3 protein-coding genes and 3 pseudogenes are annotated in these 3,877 nt (G+C 61.9%); 5 read left to right on the forward strand and 1 reads right to left on the reverse strand.

Translation table 11 applies throughout. From position 1 onward, the window contains the following. Both BFF94_RS37395 and BFF94_RS38140 read left to right on the forward strand, forming a co-directional pair. Nucleotides 1-567 (forward strand): molybdopterin cofactor-binding domain-containing protein (locus BFF94_RS37395; RefSeq protein WP_219140460.1); only part of this gene is annotated, 567 nt, incomplete at its 5' end. A gap of 3 nt (nt 568-570) precedes the next feature. Continuing rightward, a pseudogene (locus tag BFF94_RS38140) lies at nt 571-713 on the forward strand (class II aldolase/adducin family protein); the annotation flags it as partial. Nucleotide 714: 1 nt separating this feature from the next. Here the strand turns inward: BFF94_RS38140 and BFF94_RS37400 are convergent. Then, entirely contained in the window at nt 715-1,224 is a 510-nt protein-coding gene (locus BFF94_RS37400; RefSeq protein ID WP_128848136.1) for a transposase, read from the reverse strand. A 367-nt stretch (nt 1,225-1,591) separates the two neighbouring features. Here BFF94_RS37400 and BFF94_RS37405 point away from each other — a divergent pair. The 3 genes and pseudogenes from BFF94_RS37405 to BFF94_RS37415 all read left to right on the forward strand — a co-directional run. Continuing rightward, nucleotides 1,592-2,002, forward strand: a pseudogene (locus tag BFF94_RS37405) (winged helix-turn-helix domain-containing protein); the annotation flags it as partial. Between the two features lie 132 nt (nt 2,003-2,134). Continuing rightward, a pseudogene (locus BFF94_RS38585) lies at nt 2,135-2,763 on the forward strand (IS5 family transposase); the annotation flags it as partial. A gap of 66 nt (nt 2,764-2,829) precedes the next feature. Next, a protein-coding gene (locus BFF94_RS37415; RefSeq protein WP_219140461.1) for an IS3 family transposase occupies nt 2,830-3,877 on the forward strand; the annotation gives its coding sequence in 2 pieces (ribosomal slippage) (nt 2,830-3,082 and nt 3,082-3,877; 1,049 coding nt annotated over the 2 pieces). This gene is flagged as partial in the annotation.

Consider the following 3,877-nt stretch of genomic DNA (forward strand, 5'->3'; position numbering starts at 1 on the left):
AACTACGGCGAGGATCCCGCGCTGTATCCGATCGACACCGGGCGGCTGCGACGCGTGATCGAGACGGTCGCGCGCGAAGCCGGCTGGGGGCGCAAGCTGTCGAAGGGGCACGGGCTCGGGATCGCCGCGCATCGCAGCTTCGTGTCGTACACGGCGGCGGTGTGCGAGGTGCAGGTCGACGCGGACGGCAGGATCTCGGTGCCGCGCGTCGACATCGCGATCGACTGCGGGCCGCAGGTCAATCCGGAGCGCGTGCGCTCGCAACTCGAGGGCGCGGTGGTGATGGGGCTCGGCATCGCGCTGCACGGCGAGATCACGTTCAAGGACGGCCATCCGGAACAGGGCAACTTCAACGGTTTCCAGGTGCTTAGAATGAACGAGGCGCCGCGCGAAATCCGCGTGCATCTCGTCGCGCCGGACGATTTTGCGACGCCGCTCGGCGGCGTCGGCGAGCCGGGTCTGCCGCCCGTCGCGCCGGCGCTGACCAACGCGATCTTCGCGGCGACCGGCACGCGCATCCGCAGCCTGCCGGTCGCCGATCAGCTCGCGAAGCCGCGGGCGGGTTGAGCGACGCGGATACAGTGCGCTGTGCCGGGCCAGGAGCACCATTTTCTGATCAACCCGTACGGGATGATGTTCGACGAAATCACGACGTCGTCGCTGGTGACGGCGGATCTCGACGGCCCAAGGTGTCCGATTCGCCGTACGAGATCATCATGACACTCCTCGTTTCCACGTACAGCAAGTTGAGGTGCCGTACCCGGCCAGTCGTTCGGCCGACTCGGCGTCAATGGTTTCCTTGGTCCAAGTGACGAAGCGTCGCCATCGAAATTTCAGTTGCCACCACACGATTTCGATCTTGTTGGGCTCGGGGTTGTAGGCGGGTAGATAGAACAGGACCGCTTTATGAACGACTCGCCACCGGTCTTGCGTCGCTTCGTCGATGCCAAGAGAGATGCTCGCGTTATCGAGCACGATCACGGTCGGACGGCCATCGTCCAGCGCGAGCACATCGTCAATAAAGCGGACGACGGTTGGGCCTTTTGCGTGGATCAGCGTGATCGCGCCGTAGTCCAGGGCGCCGAGAACACTACGCCGGCAGTGCGAGTTCGGCTCAATCTCGTGAGGCAGACCTCGTGGTGACCAACTGCGCTGAACTGGGGGATCCGCAAAAGCCCGCCTCGTCGAGTAGAGCAGGCGAACTGCACCCCTCGCGCTCGGCAAGCCGCAGCTTGTCGAGCGTGGCCTGTTTCACGGCCAATGCCTAGGGGCCGCGCTTTTTTTGAGCGACAGACGGTTGCGCCTGAACGCAAAGCCCTCTCCGCTTGAGCGCCACACTCAGCGTCTCGAGATGCCCGAACGGCGGCGGGCCGAATTCAGCCTCGAGGCGTTGGACGATTTGCTCGCCGGTGAGTGGCTCGACCGAGGCCGTGCGCACAACCGTAGCGATCATCTCATCGCTCAACGCGCGCGGGGGCGGCCGCCTTTGTGACCGATCTTGAGCAGCAATCCGATCACACCCTGTTCGCGCCACGTGTGGGCCCAGTTGTAGACCGACTGACCGCTCTCATAAGGCTCGTGGAGATAACGCATGGCGATGGACGAAGCAACTCGAAGGCGTGTTCGCGCGGGGCGGATGCTGTTGGCAGGCAAAGGTCCAGCGGAGGTTGCACTTGCGGTTGGGGTCGCTCGACAGACCGTATACACATGGAAGGCGCGGCTCGATGAAGGTGGAATCGACGCTTTGCGCCAGATGCACGTAGGGCGGCCCGGACAGCTTAATGCAAAGCAGCTCGATAGATTACGTCGGGCGTTGCTGCAGAGTCCGACCGTGCATGGATTTGGCACCGAGCTTTGGACGCCCAAGCGAGTTGGCGTTCTCATTGAATGCCTGTACGAGGTCCGCTTCGGCCGAACGCAGGTCTGGCGCATACTCTGTGCGCTTGGTTTCAGTTCGCAGAAGGCGGAGAAACGCGCGCGGGAGCGAGACGAGAATGCAGTCTCGCGACGAGGCGGTGCCCCAGGCGTAGTTGAAGGTTGAAGGCGGCGGTTCCCTAGGAATCCGAGAGAATCGGGTTCCTAGGGAAGGTCTGCAAAACCTTCGCATGACGGCGGCATGTGAGACAGTAGCGGCATGAAACAGATCAGCCTTGTTGGAACGGGATTCGAGGTCTCGACGAAGCGTACGCGCAAGCGGGAATTTCTCGAAGAGATGAATCGAGTGGTGTCGTGGGCGCACCTTGTGGCGCTGATCGCACCGCATGCGCCGAGCGCGAAGACCGGACGCCCGCCGTTCGCGGTGGAAACGATGCTGCGCATCCATTTCCTTCAGCAGTGGTTCAACCTGTCCGATCCGGGGATGGAAGAAGCGCTGTACGACATGCCGCTTTTTCAACAGTTTGCGGAGTTGGCGTGGGTGCGGACCGACTGCCTGACGAATCGACGATCCTGCGCTTTCGCCACTTGCTGGAGCGGCATGAACTGGCCGCGCAGATTCTGGCGACAGTCAACAGCGTGCTGGCGCAACAGGGGGTGCTGCTCAAGGAAGGCACGGTAGTGGATGCAACGCTGATTGCCGCGCCGAGTTCGACGAAGAACCAGGAAGGCAAGCGCGATCCGGAAATGCATCAGACGAAGAAAGGTAACCAGTGGCACTTTGGCATGAAGGCGCACATCGGCGTGGATGCCGATAGCGGCCTGGTGCACACGGTTGTGGGGACGGCTGCGAACGTGAACGACGTGACCCAGGCGCATGCGCTGGTGCGACGTCTCCCCCGATTTGAGTAGCGCGGCGATTTGGAGTCCAATCACGTAGTCAGGAGATTGGACATGAAGAAGCGATTCACCGAAGAGCAAATCATCGGCTTTCTGCGGGAGGCGGAGGCCGGCATCCCGATCAAGGAGCTGTGCCGCCGGCACGGTTTTTCCGAAGCCAGCTACTACCTTTGGCGCAGCAAGTTCGGCGGCATGAGCGTGCCCGACGCGAAGCGCCTGAAGGAGTTGGAGGCTGAGAATGCCCGGCTGAAGAAACTGCTGGCCGAATCGCTGCTGGAAAACGAGGTCACTCGCGAGGCGTTGCGAGAAAAGTGGTGAGCGCACCGTCACGCCGAGACGTGGTGCGCCATATGACGCAGCAAGGCCTGAGCGAACGCCGGGCGTTGCGGGTAATCGGCATGAGCGCCAGCGCCTATCGTTATCAGCCAGCGCCGGATCGCAATCTGACGTTGCGAGCGGAGATCGTGGCACTGGCTCAACGACATCGCCGCTACGGTTCGGGAATGATTTATCTGAAGCTGCGGCAGTCAGGCCAGAGGGTGAATCACAAGCGGGTCGAGCGGCTGTATGCGGAAGAGAAACTGCAGGTACGCCGGCGCAAACGCAAGAAGGTGCCGGTATCGGATCGCCAGCCGCTGGGACGACCGTCGGCGGCCAACCAGGTCTGGTCCATGGATTTCGTGTTCGACCGAACCGCGGAAGACCGAGTGATCAAGAACCTCACCGTGGTCGATGATGGCACGCATGAGGCCGTGGCTATCGTGCCGGAGCGAGCGATCAGCGGACATGGGCTGACGCGCATTCTGGATCGTGTGGGGTTGCATCGTGGTTTGCCGCAGGCGATTCGCACCGGTAACGGCAAGGAATTCTGTGGTCGAGCAATGCTGAGCTGGGCACATGGGCGAGGCGTGAAGCTGTTCCTGATCGAGCCGGGCAAACCGAACCAGAATGCCTACATTGAATCATTTAACGGGCGCTTCCGGGATGAATGCCTGAACGAGAACTGGTTCACTAGCCTGTCACATGCCAGGGTCGTGATCGAGACTTGGCGTCGGGAATACAACGAGGAACGACCGAAGAAATCGCTGGGCGGATTAACGCC

This window comes from Burkholderia catarinensis, from assembly GCF_001883705.2.
Classification (GTDB): domain Bacteria; phylum Pseudomonadota; class Gammaproteobacteria; order Burkholderiales; family Burkholderiaceae; genus Burkholderia; species Burkholderia catarinensis.